Here is a 19,149-nt window from a genome sequence, read left to right on the forward strand (position 1 = left end):
GCCCCTTGAGTTCAGCAAACTTATCCGACAGCGGGGTAAAGGTCTGGAAAGAACTGGCAGAGGAACGGGAGGAAAAATTAAAAGAGAAGAAGGAGCAGGAGCGCACCGAGGAAAAGAGGAAGGAGCAGAAGGAACAGGAGGAAGAACGGCTGGAAAAGATTCAGGTTTCAGAAAAGCCGGTAACCGTCATATCGGATGCGTACCATAAGCCTGTTGACATCAAGGCATAACGAGTCAGAATACAGCAAAGGAGAGTGCAGGTCATGAATATTGATTACAGCCAGTTTTATAGGGGAACAACAAATATCCCCTCATATGGTAGCGGCGCATATAAGAAGGACACCCTTGTAAAATATGAGTTCAACACCACGGATGAGCATGGCAACAAGGTCATGGATAAGATGTCGAGGGAGGAAACCCTGCAGGCGATGAAGGACATCCGTTCACAGTATGGGGACAGCGTCATAGTGGAGTTTTCGGGAGACGGCCTTGCGGCTCTTGCGGGAGGCGGCAAGTTCATGTCCGGCAGGGCAATGACCGAGGAGGAAGCGGCAAAGAGGGCGGCAAGAGATGCCGCATTCCAGGCGGAGAATGTCATACAGCATGAGAACACGCACAGGATTGTCATCCCGAATTATGAAACAAACGAGCATCTTTACAACAGCCTTGCGGGGCCGGTGATAATGTGATCAGTTCCACGATGGGCATCATCTCGAATTACCTCATGCCGGGTGACGCTTCGGGATTATCGGAACAGGAAAGGCAGGACATGGCGGCCTTTGGCCTGGAGGCGGCCAAGTATCTGGCGGAGAATTATCTGGATGAATCCCATGCGGCAGATTTTATGTCCGCGATGGAGACGGTTGCGAAGTACGGCCTGAACGGTTCCGTTTCGGACGGCGGGAAGGTCATATACAATGTGCAGGAGGGGAAGGTGCGGATGTCCGGCGCACCCGGCAGCTATGTGGATATGGAGGGCTGGCTGAAAGCGAATGACACCGAGCTGTATAACCAGATCAACGAGCTGAACCAGAGCATCATAAACCATAAGGACAGGGAGAACCATTCCGCTAAGTTCATAGAATTATACACAAAAGCGGCGAAGAAGATACTGGATGCTTCTTCCGACACGAAGAAGGACAGCGGCTATGCAGACTGGAAGGAGAAAGTGGAAAAGACAAAGCTGCCGGCCACATTCCAGAATGTGAAATACAACGGTTTCCAGTCGTTTTTGGAAAGCCTGCAGAACCAGAGCAGCCTTTCCAATTCATGGATCAGCGCGAACATAAGCCGCTTTATGAAATGGCTGGCAGTCTGATGTAAGAAAATAAATTTTCAAGAAGGATGATTATTATGGCAATTTCAGGAGTAACGGATTACACAAACACATATGCGGCAAATTACGCCGGTGCTACGAAAGGCGGAAAGGATACGGCTCCCGCACAGCAGACCACGGAGGAATACATCAGCGGTCTGGAAAAGAAATACGAGATAAAGATTTCCCTTGTTGATTTTACAAATGAGAAACAGTCGGATGCCTATGTATTCGGGAGCCAGGGCGGGAACAATCTGGCACTTGCTTCCAATATCGCTGAAAAGATGGCGAAAGATTCTGCATTTGCGGCGAAATATGAGCAGGTGATTGCAGACGTTCCAAAATCGACAGAGGAAATGAAATCCCGGATTGCTGACCTTGGGGGAGAAAATCTGGCCTGCGGTGTTTCTATTGACAAAAATGGAAAAGTCTCATATTGGAGCGTAAGCAGGTACAGCAGGGATACACGGCAGGGAACGGATTATAAGAAGATATTGCAGGAACAGTCGGAGGAAAAGCGGGCAAAGAAGAAAGAGGAAGAAGCCCTGAAGGAAAAACGGCTGGAAAAAGCGGAGACGCTGGAAAAGCTGTTGGAGAAGATCAGGACAGGAGCGGGTGCGTCCGTGAAGATTCAGGAAGAAGGCAAGGGCGCACAGTTGGATTTGACCATATAGAAGGAGGAGGGATTTTATCATGCGTATAGGAAATAACAGCCAGGGAATCTGGCAGCTTTTATCAAGGATGAACGGCGGCAAAGCAAACACGAATACACCTTTCGCCGGGGCAAGGCGTTCCGGTGCGGGCGGCAGAAATACGCTGGAAGATTTGCTTACCGGTCATTACAAAAATTCGCATGGCGTGGAGGGCATGGTGATAACGAAGGGCAGCAACCGGAAAAGGATCATGCCTGTGTCAGACGAGATGAAGCAGTTTGTCTATAATGATGTGAAGGATGCGTTTTATAAGTATAACGGTATGTCGGGCGATAACGAGGCAGAGCAGAAAAGATATAGTGCGGCCATAAATAATTACCTGAAAACGATAAAGAAGGAAGACCGTTCTGCCACCTCTTGGACTTTGGGACAGATGAAGGTGAATTTTGCGAACAAGGTAGCCAGTGCCGTAAAGGAAAAAGTACCCGGCTGGACATATGGCAAGCCGATTCCGTCTGACGTGCTGGATGAGATTTTTGCGGATAAAGGTATCACATCAACGGTATCAGGAGAAGCAAAAGGGCTGGATATGAAAATCTGATTTTGGAGGGATTTTATCATGCGTATAGGAAATAACAGCCAGGGAATCTGGCAGCTTTTATCAAGGATGAACGGCGGCAAAGCAAACACGAATATGCCTTTCGCCGGGGCAAGGCGTTCCAGTGCGGGCGGGAGGAATACGCTGGAAGACCAGCTTACCGGACATAGGAAAAATTCTTATGGTGTGGAAGGGATGTGCGTTACCAACAATCCCAATGCGAGGAAGATTATCAAGGTATCTGATGAGATGAAGCAGCGCGTTTTTAACAGCGTGAAGGATGCGTATTATAAATACAATGGAATGTCCGGTGATAATGAAGCAGAGTGGGAAGAAATGGCTCAGGCAAAAAATAATTATTATAAGACATTAAAGAAGGAAGACCGGGTAGCTGCGGCATGGACTTTAGGGCAGTTGGAAATAAGTATTGGAAGAAAAGTAGCCAGTGCCGTAAAGGAGAAAGTACCCGGCTGGACGCATGGCAGGCCGATTCCATCTGATGTGCTGGATGAAATCTTTGCGGATGAGAGCATCACGTCAATGGTATCGGGAGAAGCAAAAGGGCTGGATATGAAGATATAATCCATACCCGCTATTCGGCGGAGACGCAAAAACCATGCACCCCTGTCGGGGGTAATTTAGAAGGAGGTGAAGGTCAGCATGGAATTTGATCGAGGAAGTTAGATAAAATGTATTTATAAAGTAATGAACCGCTCGGACCTATTATGAGGGAGCGGGAGCGGCTTTGAACGACAGAGGGGCTGCCATTTATACTGCATAACGCTGAATACTGCCTATTGCAATCATGTGATTGAACCAGTCAGCGTTATGCAGTCTGGTTTCATGGCAAGTGAAATCGTTAAGCAGTATAAATAATTGATTACAATGGAGGATTTGAAAAAATGAATATTAACGGAATGGGAACAACAGGATATCCGGCATGGCAGGGGGCAAGGAGGACACGGCAGAATGCAGCAGGAAAGAGTTTTGCGGCACAGATGAACAATGTGGCAGGTGCAAAGCCGCATACATCTATAGTCTATATGAAAACAGATGATATGCTGTACTCTGGCGGTAACGGGACAGGACTGTCCTTTTACATCAAATATGCGGAAAGTTCAACAGAGGATGATCCGACTGTGATTGCAAAAGGTGTTGATGAAAATGGAAATGAATTTGAGCAGACCATACATATCAACAAGATAAATCCGAAATGTGCAACGGTTGTGGAGATGCGGGCTTTGGAAGCGCATCTTAGCGTAGATAAAAACGGAGGCCTTTCCTCCCTTCCACCGGAGACAGGAGAGATGGGATTGCATGACAGGGCAGACTTTATGGATATGTTTCAAAAGCAGATCAGTGATATGAGGCTGTTAGGGCAGCAAAAACTGGTGGCATATTACCAGTACAGTATGCAGGCGTATTGGGATTTCATGAACAGGAAATAAGTTCTATCGGCTACATATTCCCAATAAGCCACAGAGGGCGCAGGCATCCCTGGCGCAGGGCAGAGCAGCCGACCAGGACGAGAAAGCCTTTGAGATGGTCGGCCAGGGCGCCCCGCAGGAAGTGAAGGATGCGTGGATGGAGGCGGCAAAAGAAGCAAATGCGAATGGCATGGGGATCCGGGGCAACGGAATGATGAGCCACATATCGCAGATGATGGTGCAGCGGCTTAATAGGCAGCTTAAGGGTGAAACGGAGAATCTTGACATCCTTGGAAACACAGTGGAATCTGCAATCCAGGCAACGAAAAAGGCGCTGTACGATTTGGAGCATCCAAGGGTATATACGCCCAGGAGCATAGAGGTTCAGCAGGCCCGCATCAAGGAAGGGGAGTTTTACAGGGCGTTTTTGGAGAAGCTGGAGCAATTATAGTGTACATTATGGCACAGAAGACAGGGACACTTCTAATTGCCAGATTGTCAAAAATGGAGGATTTGAAAAATGAATGTAAATGGAATAGGGACAACAGGATATCCGGCATGGCAGGGAGCAAGGAAAGCAGAAAACAGTGCGAAAGGTGATTTCGGGGCGAATGTGAAATCAACAGGAAATGTAGTGCATATCGATCCTGACGCAGTATTTTCCATCCATCATGTGAAGACCGGAGAAAGCGCAAACGTATACCGGGCGGATGATTTTTCAGAGGATAATCCGGTTTACCTTGTGAAAGGCACTGACAAAAACGGAAATGAATACGAGCAGACAGTGGATGTGAGCAAGGTAAATCCGAATAGCTGCTCTTATACGGAGATGCTTGCGTTAAATGCACATACAGGGAATAAGTCAGACAGCAATTTCATGACCATGTCGATACTGAAAGATAAGATGGACGGCACTTCCTACCACGAAAAAGCAGATTATATGGCAATGGCGCACGAGCTTATGAATAACATGAAAACGCTTGGAAATTGGGACGGGTATCTGCGGTATGGGAAGTGGATCAACGATATCCTTACTTTCTGTAAAGTCAAATCATGATTGAAAAACAGCCTGCCCCACGGCTGTATATACCCGATAAGCCACGGAGGGCGGGCATCTCTGATGTTCCGGCAGATTAGGGAATCAGGAGAGCAGGGGGAGAACGGAAAAAGAATGGAGGATATTCAAGAATGAGTGTTAGTGGAATCGGAAGCAGTGCAGCAAAGGAATATTCCGCCTTATATAGTAATCAGACGGCTGCATCCCGGCACAGGGCAGGGGAAGTAAAAGCACCTGCAAAGGCTGACAGTGTGGTGAAAACGCACCAAAGGGGGCAGGCCGTCCCAGTCTATGCGGAGCGGGCATCCCAAAGCGGCGGCCTGCCACAGCAGGACAGCGCAACAACATTTCCCATGCCATCTGTCATTGCGAAATATGAAAAATATACGAAGGCCATTGATGAGCATTATGCAAAGGTAAATGAAGAAAATAGAAAATTTGATAATCCGTCAAAGCATATATGGGATAAATACTATAACACAAAATCCCCTTATTATGTGAAGGGGCTGACACAGAGGGAGCGCGAGATATGTGCGGAATCCGAAAGGCGTGTCCTGAACGGGCTTCCGGCGGCAGTGAACAGCTATGACCCGGTAATCCAGAAGAACTTTGGTGGAATCATGAACGATGAGGAATGGAATGATGAGGTGCGGCGCGGCATGAATGATTCCATCAACTGGCTTTTTGCGGAAAACGGCATTGACATACCGGAAGGGGCAGACCTGCGCCTGCGGGTTGACCCGTATGAGTACAAAATCCATGCAGGCGGTGTGGACGAGGCGCTGGCAAGGCAGATAGAGGAAGTCCTGAACAGGGGAAACAATGGAAGATACCTGTATGAGCATCTGCGCTGGTGCAATCCGGCGAATAATGGGTTTGAGCAGCCCAGGCAGTATTTATATGATACGGCATACCAGGAGAAGGCGGTCATGTGGCATTTTGTAAATGACATGACAGGGCTGGACATGAGGGAACTGGAAAACAGGGACGGGGTAATCTATACGCCGGATGGGCGGAACCTGTGGGATGTAGTAACAGAGCAGTATAATGAAAAGCGGGCAAATGGTGAGATGGATGCCCTGCCTATGGAATCCTTGTATAAAGATTATCAGGTATTTGTGAAAGAGGGATGGGATAAGGAAGATGGGCGCGGGCTTACCATCGGCTATAAAAATGGCAGTCTTTATGACATTGATACGGAATACGGATACGGGCCGGGCCAGAGGGAATGGCTGGAGGATAGCAGGAACCGGCACTGCCGGTATTGGGAAAATTACCGTAAAGAACGGGAGGAGACCCTGCGCAGGGAGAAAGCGGAGCCGACAGCCTATGAGAAATGGCTGGACGGGCAGATGGCATATACGGAGGAAGTCCTTTCAGAGCTGGGGAACAGGACATATGGGAAGAGTGGGACACTGCTGTCCCAGCCGAATCTGAAAGCGATGCAGCAGCTATTGGATTATGCAGTCAGTAATGGGCGTGTTGTACCTCTTACGAAAGAAGTATTGCGCCTTCCGGGCAGGGGAGCGCTGCGGGGCGGCCTTGATATATACGCTTAACGATTTCACTTGCCGTGAAACCAGACTGCATAACGCTGACTGGTTCAATCGCTTGATTGCATTAGGCAGTATTCAGCGTTATGCAGTATAAAGGCATAGAAGGAAATGGATTCTATGGTTTCATATTCCCAATAAGCTACAGCCTGACAAAGCAGGGCAGGCATCCCCGGCGTTCTGGCAGATTGGAGAATATAATTGTGATAAGAGAGGTATTTGGGATGTTAAAAAAGCTGAACCAAATTACAAATATAACAATCGGTTCTTTTGTAGGAGTTTTCATTGGATGTGGAATATATGTATTTTGTGATTATAAAAAACACCCTGATTTATATGCTATGCAATCAGCACCGTGGTACACAAGTATTTTTGTTTATGGCATAGTTATGCTTATTTTTGTGGCGGTGGCGGTTATTGCGAAGCTGATCGTCCGAAAAAAGATGAAAGAGGGGATAAATTCAACGGACGCATACCATCAATAAGCCACAGCCTGACAAGGCAGGGCAGGCATCCCCGGCATTTCCGGCAAAACTGAGAGAGACGATTGAAATGGATATAACAGGAATAGCAAAAAGCCATCATGCGGGCATCCCCAAAGCGTCATCCAAAAAGGAATGGAAGCTGTCTGATTCCCTCCGGGAGAAAACTGCTCGGACTTATTACGAGGGAGCTGATGCGGCTCTGAACGACAGAGGGGCTGACAAAAATAATGGAGGAGATTAAGAAAATGAATGTAAACGGAATAGGAGCAGGATACCCGGCAGCAGGGTATGAAACGAGAAGGGCAAGAAGGAATTACGCTGACCAGATGTGTAATATGGTTCCAGCAACACAGTCATCCGGCGGTACATTTGAGTTACATATTTCAAACGATAAGGACGGAAAGGCAATCGGCTCAATGTGTGGGGCGGATTATTCCCTTACGGTCTACCAGCCGAAGGACTTTGACCCTGCGAACCCGGTATATAAAGTGAAGGTATGGGATAAAGGCGGAAATGTGACAGAACGCATGGTGGATGTGTCGAAAGTTGACACAGCGGGCAGCGACTATATAGATATGTTTGCATATTCCAGCCATTTATCGGCAAGCGGGAAATGTCCGGGCGCACAGTCTGCTTTTATCAGGGCAGGGGCAAATCAGCATGGAGCTGACAATAAAACACATGATGACCTGTTCGGGATGAAAGACTGGATCGGTGTTTTAAAAGATGCTATGCAGACGCAGTATGATGCGGGGAATCTGAAAGGATATCTGGATTATAAGCAGTTTTTGGATTTTCTGGATAATAAGTAAGCTATTCCTCATCCCTATATCCCCGATAAACCAAAGCCCGGCAAGGGAGGGTATCCCTGACATTCTGGCAGATTGGGGAATCGGGGAGCAGGGAAAAATTTAGAACAATAGGAAGGAGAGATAAAATGCCTTATATTACAATTGAAAGTGGAGCTTTATCAGATGACCAAAAGGAGGAACTGATAAAACGGTTGACGGAAGTATCTTCCGAGATTATGAAAGTACCGCAGGAATTTTTTGTTACAACAATTAAGGAAGTGCCGGACAAAAATTTTGGCATTGGCGGTAAGACGATTGATAAAGTGAAAGCAGAGTATATGCAGAAACATAAGTGATTGTCGGACGGCGAATTGAGGGAGACGCAAACAGCAGATTATTTTTCCAACCTTTATCCCATTGACCGCGCAGTGCCGTCTGTGAATGCATGATCCTGCCGAAAATGCGGCGCACTGCTGTCAGCACGGATTTTCTCCTGAAATATAAAAAGGCCATGGATCCCGTCATGAGATCCACAGCCATATGAAGCATTCAGTTTTTCAGCTGTCCGGCAGCCATGGCAGGCAGATGGACCAGGCCGGCGGCGACAGTCACCGCATCCACCTTCCGTATCAGATGGCTGAGCCGTTCCTCATTCCAGAAGATATCGGAGAAATCGGAGAGCTCGCACCCTATGTCGTGGTTGGGGATGCACAGGTAATTCCCATATTTATGCCGTCCGGCGAGGATGTGGAAGTAAGTCCCCCGCCCATTGATCTCAGCCTCATACCATCCGTTTCCCATGCCCAGCAGGATAATCTCCCCGGTCCAGGTCTCCCTGTGGGAGCCGCTTTTTAAGATACAGGTATAATCCATGTTCCATGCCTCCCTATCCGAGATTCTGGCTGCTGACGGAAGCCAGGATGACATCTGTATCAATCAGCTTCTTGTCCATCTGTGCCCCCAGTGTCAGTGCATCGGTCATCAGGTTGTCCACCAGGCGGGGGCTCCCCTGGGAGTGGCTGTGGACGGCGGAGAGCGCCGCCTGGTCGATGATGGAGGCGGCTCCTCCGGCACAGGCGATCTTGTGGAGGATGTACTGCGCCACTTCTGAATCCGAGAGTCCGGAAAAGTTGTAATGCACGGTGATCCTCTGGCGCAGGGCCTCATGGACGGGCTTCTTCAGGGTGCTGTTCAGGTGGGGCTCCCCGCAGAGGATGAGCGTGAAGCAGTTGAGGGAGTCATATCCGTAGTTCATGAGCATCTTGATGTCCTCCAGGATGCCGGTGGAGAGGTACTGTGCCTCATCGACTGCCAGGAGGAGCGGCTGCTTCTTGTCCCTGTAGAGGTAGAGGATCTGCTCCTGTACGGCGCGGAACATGCCGGGCTTGCCGCCCCTTGGCTCCACCCCTAAGACAGAGCAGAGCTGGCGGTAGAACTCCATGACGCTGACGGTGGAGAGGCAGATGTACTCCATGTGGCAGAGGTTCGGGTTGAGGCTCTTCGCAAAGCAGCGCAGGGCGAAGGACTTGCCCATGCCTGGCCGCGCGGTAAAAAGTCCTATGCCTCTTGTATCCTTGAGGTAGTCCAGCCGGGACGTCATCTCCGAGATGTCCTTTGAGAGGAACCGGTCCTTTTCTTTGGCATTCTGTTTGTCAAAGGGATTGAAGGAAAGCCCATAGTAGGAACGGAACATCAGCCCTCACCCCCGATCCTTGAATAATCGATGGATGGCGTGTTGTTGCGTTTCGTCCTGCAGTTCCCATTCTTATCCGTAGGCCGGATGGGGTAATGCTCCCCCTCATAAAGGATGAAGGCGGAGGACATGTCGTCCGGAAGGAAACGGATCTCCACCTTTGAGGAGATGAACTGCATGGGGACGTCATAGGACACCTTGTCAATAGAGACGGTGGAGTCCCTGTTCACCTTTCTGGTGATACGGTTCAGGAAACACTCTTCCAGCCATTCCCTGGACTTAGGGCTCCGGATGGCGGAACGGGCCTGCTGGTAGCGCTCCAGGGGCGTGGCGCCGATGCCGGAATGGACGGACGTATTGTAGGTGCGCATATAGTCCTTAAGCAGCCCGCCAAACTGCGCCAGCGAGGTAACGGAATCCAGATCCAGTGTATAGAGCCATGTCTCCTTGAGCGTCCTGAACTGGCGTTCGATTTTGGCCTTGGATGCACCGTCACGGATTTTCGTATGTAAAAGTACGGTGCCGATGGAGCCGCAGATGAGGGAAAGCTGCTCATTGGAGTAGCTGCAGCCATTGTCGACACTATCACGATATCGTGATAGTGTCGACTATACCGATGTTTTGACTATTCCGACATTTTGAGCCGGAATGAGTGAATCAGGTCATTCAGGTTCAGAAATGTCGGAATAGTTTTTTACATTTACAGAGAGTAGATTTTCTCAAGGATGCCCCGGTCATCCCACTTTTTCCCTGCCCCTGTGTCTTCTTGATTCGCTGCGGACATAGACTTTGAAAGGGTTTCTATCGTCGCAAAGGCATAGAAACCGGAAGTGGTTGACATGCTTTCATGTCCTAAAAGCTGCTGGATATGGGCAAGGGGCATGCCGTTTTTATACAGGTCCATGGCCCGTGTTTTTCTTATCATATGGCAATGCGGCTGTCCTGGCATGGATGTGCCGTTTTCAACGAAAACCTTGCAATACCTTCTTATCATGGTTTCCACTGTATCATGGGACAATGGATGTATCCTGCCATGTGACCTTGCATAGAACAGGGGACAGTCTGCAGTGGTATCCCTGTGAAAGGCATGGAGATAACTTCTTAAATGTCTGACTGTCTTATCCATCAGTGGTATGTTGCGGTACTTCCTTCCTTTTCCAAGGATTGTCAGGTAAGCAATATCGGCATCAAGGTGGAGCTGGCTGACTGTCATCTCCAGAAGTTCAGATATCCTGGCTGCTGTGTCATAGTACAAAATAAGCATCATCTGGTTGCGTCTCCCGGTTGTTGTTTTTCCATCAGGGGCTGCCAGGAGGGCCTTCATTTGATAGCTTTCGAAATACCCAATGGGGTTTGCCGTGACTTTCAACCCTTTTACAGTGCATGCTTCAAGGTAGAGGGCCATCAGGCCAGTGCTGTTCTCATTTGCGGCATACTCCAGCAGGGCATGTATCGCCGTGATGCGCAGGTTGCAGGTTTTATAAGCATATTTTTTCGCATTAAGCATCCAATCAAGGAAGTCGGTGATGTTCTGCTTATTGAAATCAGAGAAGCAGATATCCGTCCTCCTTATTTTTTTCCCGGATTCAAGGTAACCAACGTACTTGTTCAGACTGTCCCGGTAAGCTTTTACTGTATTCGGGCTGGACTTTCTGATCTCCGGCAGCCTGTGGTCCACGTAATCCTTCGCCATTTGCCAGAACACGGCACTGTTTTTGGAGGCATCTTTCTTATTCTTCATAGGATACCTCCGGGATGACATCTTCAGGGGCGTCTGTCATGCTTTTGTATGTAGGGAAGAACTCAGGGACAAAATGAAAATAGTAAAGCGTCCCGCTCACGCTTTGATGCCCCATATACCTCATAAGGTAAGGAAGCATCACATTCAGGTCCAGCCCCTCCGCAGCCCAGCGGTTGAGGTTGGACCATGCGAAATGGTGGCGGAAGTCATAGGCCCTCGGCCGTGTCGCCATTTCAAAATCCGGGAACGCTTCCAGCCAGAAACGTCTGAAATTGCTGGAAACAAACAGTGATGAGCAACAGCCTCCCGTACTGCTTGGGAAATAGTATTCCCTGCCAGGAAAGAGGATGCCTATACGCACATCGTAATCAGCCGGGTATCCAGCCAGCTCATGGCTTATAAAAATCCTGCGGCTCTTCGGGCCCTTTGACTGGATGACATCGATATAATGATCCTGCGTATGCACGTTGACGCGAAGGAGCGTGCGTACTTCCTTGCACCGCAGCCCGCAGCAATAAAGCAGCCGAAACAATGCAGGCAGAACTGTTTCCCTTCCCCTGAAAGAACTATTGGGCTTAATGGCATCGAGCTCTTCAAAGAACGCATCGACCTCTTTTTCCGTGAAGAAATACGGATTCTCCGCAGCAGGCTGGGATGCCGTTTTGGGCGGAATCACATAAGGCTCCTTAAATCCGCGTGCCAGCAGGTATCTGCTGAATTCCCGGAGGACAGCTGCCATCTGGTACAGCGTGCCCGGGGAGCCGGTTAATGAGGAAAGGAATCCATCCGTTGTGTCCTTAACGGGTACAGGTGAAGACGTCCTTGCCCCAGCGAACTGGACATATCGGTTCAGCAGGCACTCCTGCGCCTCATAGGCATAGCCTATGGAACGCTTGTGATTGATAAACTCCGTGGCGTTTTCCCTAAGTGTACGGCTATCCATGGCATGCACCTCCTCTCGGAAGGGGAAGTGTGCATTCCGCAAGCTTGGCATTATCCGTCGTTATGTATATCATCACGCTGTCCTTATTTCCATGGCCAAGGGCTTCTGATATGACAGGAAGCGGCACTCCGTTCCTGAGCATGCGCGAAGCAGTGCTGTGGCGGGTGATCCGGGTTCCATAGCTCCGCCCTTTGGCTTCAATGTCAGAATCATTGACCACGTTGAACAGGATGTTCCGGATTCCCGCATGGCTCATCAAGGGGCCATGGGGAGCGACGGACCTGAGAAAAACGAAATCCAGGTCTGACACAGGCCGTTCATTCAGAAGGCAGTCAACAAGCGCATTTCCAATGGCCTCTGTCAATGGGATATCATGGGTCCTTCCCGTCTTCTGCTGCACGATATGGATGATGCCATGTTCCCAGTCAATGTCCCGCAGCCTGACCGCACAGATGTCCACCGCCCTTAAGCCTGTATTCATGGCCAGTATCGTTATCGCTTTATTTCGGAACGACAGGCCTTCTGCCTCGTCAAGATGGGCGATGATCCTGTTGTATTCATCATCACTGTATACCTTGAGTATGTCACGCTTTTTTGGCAAATGCCCAGGTATTTCGGGCAGGAATGGTTCTGTTTCCCCAAACATGGAGAGGAACGGTTTCAGGCCTGGCATATGCGCCCCGAGACTGGTTGCCTGGTAACGTTCGCTGCATATGACGGATATAAAAGCTGCGATATCACCACGTTTAACGTCAGCAAGGGATCTGTATCCTTTTCCCTCCAGATATTCAATAAAGTAGTAGGTGAACCTGCGGTATCCATCAATCGTATTCGGCTTAAGTTCCCGGTTCGTCAGCTCCGAGAGGAACTTTAAGAAGCTGGTTCGAAGCGCATCGGATTCGACGGGAAAAGCCGCACAATGTAATGCGGGGGTCCAATCAACAGTGCCTGTTGCCAGGTAAGACTCAACAAGCTTTATGCATCTCTTATATGCAACAGTCCGCTCGTGATGATAACGCTCCGTATTTTCTGGGACCACATGGGACTGGTCGCCTATAAAGGCCTGACCCAACTCAATAGTATAGTAATTATCCCCCCTTTCTTTCGCCATGCGGCAGAGCCTCCTGAAGAGGGTTACATAAAACCCCCTTGTTGATTCCATGAACCCGGATGCATCCATTTGAGAAAGAATAGCATCCGTAAGTTCAGTTAGCTTTAGTGTGCTTCTATCCATAAGCCACACCTCCCTTCGTGGAAAGTATGGCATATAAACCATTAACTGACCATAAAAACTATTCCGATATTTCTCAGCAAAGAATCATATATTTCAAGCAGATTTGACATATGTCGGAATAGTCAAAACATCGGTATAGTCGACATAAAGTTTTGCCGGGATCCCGTGGGCGGCCACGGCGTCCTTGAGCACCTTCTGGAAGTTATAGGCATTGTCGCTGTAGAAGAGCCCGCCGCCCACCAGGAAGCGGGAGTGGTCATCGATGACCATGATGCAGTATACCCTCCTGCGCTGGCCGTCCTCCGTGATATAAGGCAGGCAACAGGTATCGGCCAAGCCATGCCTGCATGGCTTTCCACATCCTTTCCAAAGGCGTCTTCTTCAAATGCCTTCCTGTCCCGCATGTTCGGGTTGCGTGCCGATTTCAGGTCATGTTTCTTCACGAAGCGCTGGACGGCGCAGACGCTGACCGTGGCGGGGATGAAGGCTTCTTCAACGAGGTGCCGGTGGATCTGTGTAGAGTTCAGCCGTGGGAAGGCCGCCTTGAGGCGGTAGATCTCCTCGATGGCCGTGTCCGGGAGCACCCGGGTGGAGCCCTTATCGGAACGCTCCTGCGGCATGAGGGCGTCGATGCCGCCGTTCTGGTAGAGGGACACCCATTTGCTGAGGGTCTTTGGGCTGTACTGGAATACAGAACCGTCAGGCAGGGTGAGCGGTCTTTCGGTGACACGCTGGTAATAGGCGTTCCTGGACGCATCCGGATAAAGGCCATGGATGACCGGCGCTATGAGAGCGAGGCGGAACTGCGCCATGGCGGCTGCGTCCGAAAGGTTCTTGGGATTGTTGTCCATATAAATGTCCTCCTTAGGTGGTTTCCACCATTATGCAGGAGGGAAGGGTGGGAGACCATACCCATGGCGTGTGGCCGACGGAAAAAGGATCAGGGGCCGAACACCTGCTGGCAGTAAGGCGCCGGGTTCTTATGGGACTGGAGGAAAGACTTTGTAAAACGGCGGACAAAGGCTGAGGCGAAATCTGAATAAGCCGGCTGCGTGAGCAGGGACTTCAGGAAGGAAAGGCCGGAAGCCTCCATGGAGGAGAGCACGCCGAGCCAATCTTCCTTCTGCACCCGGAAGAGCTGCAGCCACCGGCGCAGCTGGGAAAGGGTGATACAGAAGCGTTCGCATAGCCTTTCCACAGTGGAAAGGCGCAGGAAATACTCCGCCAGGACACGTAGGAGGAAGAACAGGCCGTAGCCGGAGTAGGGGATGATGAAGTCCGGGAGGATGGCATGGGTATGGCCACAGGTACAGATGAGGCGCATGATGCAGAGGCTGTGGCGGACTGGGGCACCGCCTATGAAGTCCACCAGGGATCGGTCATAGTAGGCATGGATACGGCAGGAGCCCTTTGCCCCACAGCATGGGCAGGTCTGCAGCTCAGGGTGGAATCCGGCCATGAAGGAGCCGAACAGGGCTTTTGATGAACTTTTTATACGAATCAGCTTGCAAAACAGGGAGTTTTCTCTTATCATAGTATATGTCGGTGGTGCCGGAGCCTCACGAGTGGGACACGATCCCGTATATGGCAGGCACACTGGTATGTGAGAGAAAGAACGAACTGTAGGAGGTGCTGTTCTTTCTCTTTTTTTGTTCCATAAAAACTATATCGGAATGACATGGGATGGTCAAGAGGAAAACGTGCCGCCTCCTGCAGCACGCTTTTATAGACAGTGTTTAAAAACTGAGATTTTAATTTGACGTTTTTGTGCGGGAGACAGGAACTTTAATTTGCTGGGCTACACTATGAGTATGATATATTAGGTCGCAGGAGCCGAATTTATAATGATGACGGTCTGGAAGTGCGCTATAGCTATGATGCCCTGAATCGAGTTAGCAGCATCCGCTATGGCAACGGCGTGGAGACTGCTTATTCCTATGACAGAGATGGAAACATTATTAGCCTTGATACAAGGGTAGGAGAAAATGTGCTCCTTTCCTTTACATATCAGTATGACGGAAACGGAAACAGGACAGCGAAAGTGGGCACACAAGCAAGTGCGGCACAGGGCGACATTGCGCAAGGAAACAGTGCGTTGGATATCTCTTATGATTATGATGTCCGAGGGCAGCTTTTGGAAGAATGGTGTAACGGTGATTCTATCTGCTATACCTATGATAGGGCGGGAAACCGGATTAGGAAGACGAATTCCAAGGGGGCGACTCTGTATCGATATAACGAGAAAAACCAGCTTGTTATGGAAGAAAGTGATACCGGTAAAAAAGAATTTACATATGACAGACAAGGTAGTATAGTAAAAGAAAGGAACTGTGCAGGAAGCCGATTGTTCTTTTATAACAGCAGACATCAACAGACAAAAGTAGAAACAGAAAATGGTCATATACAGGAAAATCGCTATGATATAGAAGGACTACGATTTGAATTATTGGAAGATGGGAATCGTACTGGTTTTGTATATCATAAAGGAGAACTTCTGTACGAGGAGGGGAGAGAAGAGCAGGAGTATAGCTATTATTTGGGGCTTGGGATTGATGCTTTTCAAAGAGGACAGAAACTATCATATTACCACAGGGATGAACAGCTCAATACAGCACTTATTGTTAGCGCTCAAAATAGAATTCAGAATAGTTATCATTATAATACGTTTGGAGAACAGCTTGAAGCGATAGAGCAGTTCCACAACCGTATTCGTTATGCGGGTCAGCAGTATGACAATTTAACTGGGCAGTATTATCTGAGGGCAAGGTATTATAATCTTGTATTAGGAAGATTTATGCAGGAGGATGTATACTGGGGTGATGGGCTGAATTTGTACACATATTGTGGGAATAACCCGGTGGTGTATTATGATCCTACGGGATATTCGAATCAGAATAATTGGCTGCAAAACCTTGCTGATATGACATATGAACAAAAGGTTGAGTCTTTATATTTCAGGAGAGATCAGTTGTTTCAACAGAAAAAAGATACTGGTAAACTTCATTATTCTAATAGTGGATTGTTAAATGGCGAAATGGATGCAGTATTAGGAATGGATGCCGTTTCTGGTGATGATATGTCACCCCATCATATGCCGTCATCGTATTCTATTAATGGAGGTGAAGGCATTACTCGTGATCAAGGAGCCTGTTCAAATATGATGACGGATACACATAAAGATACTTTTACTTATGGTATGAATAGTAATTCGCGGCCATATGATACGGCTTTATACGAGTCTTTGTCATATGAAGATAGACTTGCATTTGATCAATATGATTTACAAAGTGTGTATGGAGAAACAAGACCTAACGCTGATATGGATATTATGGAAAGTAAATTGCAAGAAGAATACGATATGGCAATTGGGGAGAAAGAGGTAAGGGAATCATTAGCGTTAGAAGGAAATGATATGCATAGCCTAGAGGAGATGAAGGAGGAGGTATGTTAATGAAAGAGTTTATTAAACAGATGTATCAGGCAATACAGGAGGGTGACGTAAATCTTTTTGATGATATTGAAGATAAATTAAAGAAAGGTGATATAGACTTAACAGTCTAAGATGTGGTACCGTTGTGTAGGATGATTATTATTGATTCCGAATATATAGAATATAGTCAAATAATAGAGATAGCAAGAATGACTTTATGGGCAGTAGAAGCCCATAACATGCAAGAGGGATTAAGGGAATATGTAAAAGGATTAGAAGAAATATATGATGAGGGGCAAAAAGTACATGGAAAAATTGGTATAAATCTAGTTGTGAAGATTTTTTGAATATATATATAGGTATGACTTTATTGAGATATAAAGAGGAGGATATAGATTTATTTGGGAAAGAGATAAGTGAAAACGGATCTGCGAATTTTAAATTGGTAATAGCGAAAATTTTGAAGCAGATTATGAGAAGAGAGGGAGAAAATAAAGAATGTATTAATAAGGGGGAAATATTAAAAAAATATGTAGAACTATAAAAAAGTGTGGTAGAGTGAAGCTCCATTAGATATAGGCTATATTCCGCTTGGAATGTAATCGATTTCTAGTATCACATATTTGTTATAATGGTTATACCAACCAATTTGGAGGACAGAACTACGGGCAGAAACAAAAAATACGGAAACATCATATTGAAAGACGGTAACCGTGAAATGTGTATACTGAAAAATATTAATATTGAAGGTAATATGAGCATTTTTGGATTAGAAATAATGGGAGAGAGATGAAGCAAGTTATTTTGGCTGGCTTTACGAGCCACGGCTTGATTTCGTTTTTTCATGACCTCGCAGACGGTGGTGTCCGTAATGTAATCGACCACTTCCAGGCGGATTAGCTCATCCGCGATTGTCTGCATGGTCCAGCGCGAGGCTCCTTCCGCGGTTCCGAACATGGAGTATAGCAAATTTTTCCAGTACTGTAAAGTGTTGTTACTAACCGGATAAAGTACTAGTACATCATTGCATTAATAACCAAGTAATATCATGCCACCAGAGGCACACCCTTATAAGTCCACTTGAAGGGCTTTGCCATAAGATTGTATTGTTCAATAAACCGCTGGATGCTTGCCTCCAGTTCCTCAATTGATTTATAGCTCTTCCTTTTGAGAATGCGGCGGTTTATGATGCCAAACCAGATTTCTATCTGGTTCATCCAGGAACAATGCTTTGGCGTATATACGATACGTATCCGGTGGTCTTTGTCATGGAGGAATTCGGCACGGCTTTCCAGGCTTTTCAGTATGCCGGACTTCCCTTTGATGCCAAGGTCCTCCGTAAGGCCGCACTGCTGTGCAATGAACCGCACCAGGCTTTCGGACTTATGTGTGTTCAGCCCATCGCAGACGAACGTCCATGATGCCTCCGGGTCTGTCTCGACCAATGCGTGCATGGCCTCCACGAAGTCCTCCTCTGTACGTGTAGGGTTCAGGTACGGCATTTCCATGCGCCTCGTGGCAACGTCAAAGAAGCCGATGAGGCTGGTCGTCCCATGGCGGATGTATTCAAACTCCATACGTGCTGCCTTCCCAGGGATTACGGGCTTGTCCGGGTACTTGTGCTCCAGCGCCTGGATCCCGGTCATCTCATCCACGGATATGGTATGTGCGGTTACAATTCTGTATTCATTTCTTTTGCGTCTGTCGGCAGGCATTTCCCTAAAAACATGGCCTTGCAGTCGGAAAAGCCAAGCAGGTAGGCGAGCATCCCGAACTGGGATCAATAGCACAAGTGCTATGCGCGTTCTGCTCGCTGACGTAGCGGTCGATCAGCAGCCGGATTTCTTTTGATAAATCCATCCTGTCCAGTTCGCCGGAGTATACGTCAGACTTTCGGAGAATCGCCTGGTATTCCCCGTCACTGCTCACGATACCGTTCATGACGCTGTGCATGCGTGTGTCCATGAGCTGGTACAATGCAGAATCTTTTTCCAATCCAATCCCTCCTCTCTGTGGTGTCGTAGCTTACCTCTGTTTTGGCGGGATAGCAAGTGGAAAATAAGTTATAAAAAATTCATAAAATGTTTTGTTGCATTAACCGATATAAAATAATAAAATAGAGATAGAAAAGTATGAATTATAGCGGAAGAATCATACTAACAAAGGAGGTGTTTATCATGGCAACTTCAAGTATCACAAAGAATTTTGTCATTTCCGGCAAGGAACAGG

24 protein-coding genes and 3 pseudogenes are annotated in these 19,149 nt (G+C 48.0%); 17 read left to right on the forward strand and 10 right to left on the reverse strand.

Annotated features, from left to right (window positions below; genetic code table 11):
- The first annotated feature begins 5 nt into the window (after positions 1-5).
- The 14 genes and pseudogenes from NFS35_RS25195 (at position 6) to dmpI (ending at position 8,235) form a co-directional block, all read left to right on the forward strand.
- Positions 6-230 (forward strand): hypothetical protein, encoded by a 225-nt coding sequence (locus NFS35_RS25195; protein WP_251209792.1) that lies wholly within the window; start codon positions 6-8, stop codon positions 228-230.
- Between the two features lie 33 nt (positions 231-263).
- Entirely contained in the window at positions 264-689 is a 426-nt protein-coding gene (locus tag NFS35_RS25200; protein ID WP_251209793.1) for a hypothetical protein, read from the forward strand.
- The gene (locus tag NFS35_RS25205; RefSeq protein ID WP_251209794.1) at positions 686-1,318 is read left to right on the forward strand and encodes a hypothetical protein; all 633 of its coding nucleotides are present in this window, start codon (positions 686-688) and stop codon (positions 1,316-1,318) included. The genes NFS35_RS25200 and NFS35_RS25205 overlap by 4 nt, the downstream gene beginning before the upstream one ends.
- Positions 1,319-1,353: 35 nt before the next feature.
- Positions 1,354-1,989: a DUF6033 family protein gene (locus NFS35_RS25210; RefSeq protein ID WP_251209795.1), complete on the forward strand. Its 636-nt coding sequence runs from the start codon at positions 1,354-1,356 to the stop codon at positions 1,987-1,989.
- 19 nt (positions 1,990-2,008) lie between these two features.
- Positions 2,009-2,569, forward strand: coding sequence for a DUF3879 family protein (locus tag NFS35_RS25215; RefSeq protein ID WP_251209796.1), 561 nt, complete (start codon positions 2,009-2,011; stop codon positions 2,567-2,569).
- An 18-nt stretch (positions 2,570-2,587) separates the two neighbouring features.
- Positions 2,588-3,148, forward strand: a complete 561-nt coding sequence (locus NFS35_RS25220) for a DUF3879 family protein (protein ID WP_251209797.1) — start codon at positions 2,588-2,590, stop codon at positions 3,146-3,148.
- Between the two features lie 320 nt (positions 3,149-3,468).
- A complete protein-coding gene (locus NFS35_RS25225) occupies positions 3,469-4,014 on the forward strand; it encodes a hypothetical protein (protein WP_251209798.1) in 546 nt (181 codons plus the stop codon).
- Between the two features lie 49 nt (positions 4,015-4,063).
- A pseudogene (locus NFS35_RS25230) lies at positions 4,064-4,444 on the forward strand (hypothetical protein); the annotation flags it as partial.
- Positions 4,445-4,513: 69 nt separating this feature from the next.
- The gene (locus tag NFS35_RS25235) at positions 4,514-5,050 is read left to right on the forward strand and encodes a hypothetical protein (protein ID WP_251209799.1); all 537 of its coding nucleotides are present in this window, start codon (positions 4,514-4,516) and stop codon (positions 5,048-5,050) included.
- A gap of 131 nt (positions 5,051-5,181) precedes the next feature.
- Positions 5,182-6,609, forward strand: a complete 1,428-nt coding sequence (locus NFS35_RS25240) for a DUF4885 family protein (protein WP_251209800.1) — start codon at positions 5,182-5,184, stop codon at positions 6,607-6,609.
- Positions 6,610-6,689: 80 nt separating this feature from the next.
- Positions 6,690-7,088 carry a hypothetical protein gene (locus NFS35_RS25245; RefSeq protein WP_251209801.1) on the forward strand — a complete coding sequence of 133 codons (399 nt, stop codon included), beginning with the start codon at positions 6,690-6,692 and terminating at the stop codon, positions 7,086-7,088.
- Between the two features lie 67 nt (positions 7,089-7,155).
- Positions 7,156-7,329, forward strand: coding sequence for a hypothetical protein (locus tag NFS35_RS25250; RefSeq protein ID WP_251209802.1), 174 nt, complete (start codon positions 7,156-7,158; stop codon positions 7,327-7,329).
- A gap of 4 nt (positions 7,330-7,333) precedes the next feature.
- A complete protein-coding gene (locus tag NFS35_RS25255) occupies positions 7,334-7,900 on the forward strand; it encodes a hypothetical protein (RefSeq protein WP_251209803.1) in 567 nt (188 codons plus the stop codon).
- A 125-nt stretch (positions 7,901-8,025) separates the two neighbouring features.
- The gene (dmpI, locus tag NFS35_RS25260) at positions 8,026-8,235 is read left to right on the forward strand and encodes a 4-oxalocrotonate tautomerase DmpI (RefSeq protein ID WP_251209804.1); all 210 of its coding nucleotides are present in this window, start codon (positions 8,026-8,028) and stop codon (positions 8,233-8,235) included.
- A gap of 193 nt (positions 8,236-8,428) precedes the next feature.
- Here dmpI and NFS35_RS25265 read toward each other — a convergent pair whose 3' ends face one another.
- The 8 genes and pseudogenes from NFS35_RS25265 to NFS35_RS25300 form a co-directional block, all read right to left on the reverse strand.
- On the reverse strand, positions 8,429-8,752 hold the full coding sequence (locus NFS35_RS25265) for a DUF6618 family protein (protein ID WP_251209805.1): 324 nt from the start codon (positions 8,750-8,752) through the stop codon (positions 8,429-8,431).
- Between the two features lie 13 nt (positions 8,753-8,765).
- Positions 8,766-9,572, reverse strand: a complete 807-nt coding sequence (locus NFS35_RS25270) for an ExeA family protein (protein WP_251209806.1) — start codon at positions 9,570-9,572, stop codon at positions 8,766-8,768.
- Positions 9,572-10,153, reverse strand: a pseudogene (locus NFS35_RS30080) (Mu transposase C-terminal domain-containing protein); the annotation flags it as partial. The pseudogene NFS35_RS30080 and the gene NFS35_RS25270, both read right to left, overlap by 1 nt.
- A 119-nt stretch (positions 10,154-10,272) precedes the next feature.
- Positions 10,273-11,313, reverse strand: coding sequence for a tyrosine-type recombinase/integrase (locus NFS35_RS25280; protein WP_251209808.1), 1,041 nt, complete (start codon positions 11,311-11,313; stop codon positions 10,273-10,275).
- Positions 11,303-12,256: a tyrosine-type recombinase/integrase gene (locus NFS35_RS25285; RefSeq protein WP_251209809.1), complete on the reverse strand. Its 954-nt coding sequence runs from the start codon at positions 12,254-12,256 to the stop codon at positions 11,303-11,305. The genes NFS35_RS25280 and NFS35_RS25285 overlap by 11 nt, the downstream gene beginning before the upstream one ends.
- Complete coding sequence (locus tag NFS35_RS25290; protein ID WP_251209810.1) at positions 12,249-13,490, reverse strand: tyrosine-type recombinase/integrase; 1,242 nt, start codon at positions 13,488-13,490, stop codon at positions 12,249-12,251. Before NFS35_RS25290 ends, NFS35_RS25285 begins: the two co-directional genes overlap by 8 nt.
- A gap of 138 nt (positions 13,491-13,628) precedes the next feature.
- Positions 13,629-14,341, reverse strand: a pseudogene (locus NFS35_RS25295) (DDE-type integrase/transposase/recombinase); the annotation flags it as partial.
- A gap of 89 nt (positions 14,342-14,430) precedes the next feature.
- The gene (locus tag NFS35_RS25300; protein ID WP_251209812.1) at positions 14,431-15,024 is read right to left on the reverse strand and encodes a DUF6431 domain-containing protein; all 594 of its coding nucleotides are present in this window, start codon (positions 15,022-15,024) and stop codon (positions 14,431-14,433) included.
- 327 nt (positions 15,025-15,351) lie between these two features.
- On the opposite strand from NFS35_RS25300, the gene NFS35_RS25305 reads away from it, so the two are divergent.
- From NFS35_RS25305 to NFS35_RS25315, 3 genes are all read left to right on the forward strand, one after another.
- Complete coding sequence (locus tag NFS35_RS25305; protein ID WP_251209813.1) at positions 15,352-16,941, forward strand: RHS repeat domain-containing protein; 1,590 nt, start codon at positions 15,352-15,354, stop codon at positions 16,939-16,941.
- A 131-nt stretch (positions 16,942-17,072) separates the two neighbouring features.
- The gene (locus tag NFS35_RS25310) at positions 17,073-17,267 is read left to right on the forward strand and encodes a hypothetical protein (protein ID WP_251209814.1); all 195 of its coding nucleotides are present in this window, start codon (positions 17,073-17,075) and stop codon (positions 17,265-17,267) included.
- Positions 17,268-17,290: 23 nt separating this feature from the next.
- The gene (locus tag NFS35_RS25315; RefSeq protein ID WP_251209815.1) at positions 17,291-17,464 is read left to right on the forward strand and encodes a hypothetical protein; all 174 of its coding nucleotides are present in this window, start codon (positions 17,291-17,293) and stop codon (positions 17,462-17,464) included.
- Positions 17,465-17,966: 502 nt separating this feature from the next.
- Here NFS35_RS25315 and NFS35_RS25320 read toward each other — a convergent pair.
- Together NFS35_RS25320 and NFS35_RS25325 are read right to left on the reverse strand one after the other, a co-directional pair.
- Complete coding sequence (locus NFS35_RS25320) at positions 17,967-18,635, reverse strand: transposase (protein ID WP_408629657.1); 669 nt, start codon at positions 18,633-18,635, stop codon at positions 17,967-17,969.
- Positions 18,636-18,639: 4 nt separating this feature from the next.
- The gene (locus tag NFS35_RS25325; protein ID WP_251209816.1) at positions 18,640-18,915 is read right to left on the reverse strand and encodes a hypothetical protein; all 276 of its coding nucleotides are present in this window, start codon (positions 18,913-18,915) and stop codon (positions 18,640-18,642) included.
- Between the last annotated feature and the right edge of the window lie 234 nt (positions 18,916-19,149).

Origin of the sequence: Acetatifactor aquisgranensis, assembly GCF_943193215.1 — a bacterium.
Taxonomy (GTDB): Bacteria; Bacillota; Clostridia; order Lachnospirales; family Lachnospiraceae; genus Acetatifactor; species Acetatifactor aquisgranensis.